The sequence below is a fragment of the Pseudoalteromonas phenolica genome (genome assembly GCF_005886345.1).
In the GTDB taxonomy this organism is placed as follows: Bacteria; Pseudomonadota; Gammaproteobacteria; order Enterobacterales; family Alteromonadaceae; genus Pseudoalteromonas; species Pseudoalteromonas phenolica_A.
The window spans coordinates 1-390 of sequence record NZ_PNEC01000127.1 but is presented as its reverse complement, the minus strand read 5'-3'; the positions used below and the strand labels follow the sequence as shown (position 1 = coordinate 390).

General features: G+C 38.2%; 1 protein-coding gene. It reads left to right on the top strand.

What is annotated here, in order from left to right; translation table 11 throughout:
* The coding region (locus CWB72_RS20335; protein ID WP_436409870.1) for a MutS-related protein at positions 1 to 390 on the top strand (390 nt) is incomplete at both ends.

The window sequence follows — 390 nt, the reverse complement described above, 5'->3', positions numbered from 1 at the left end:
CTATATGAGTTTAGCTATAGCGGGTAATAAATACCAATTTCGATTTCCTCATTTTATGGAAAGCGAGGAGCCTCATTTTTCAGTAAAAAATTTATTTCATTTTCAACTGCCAACCCCCGTTGCCTATTCCGTTGAACTAATACCCCGGGCTAATTTCCTTTTCTTAACCGGCGCGAATATGGCAGGAAAAAGTACATTTATTAAAGCCTGTGGACTAGCAGTTTACTTGGCCCATATTGGTATGGCTGTACCGGCAGAAGCCATGCAACTAAGTTTTTTTGATGGATTATTGAGTAATATTCAAGTAACGGATAATATTAGCAAGGGAGAAAGTTTCTTTTTCAATGAAGTGCAGCGCATAAAAAATACCGTTGAGCGTATTAGCGATAG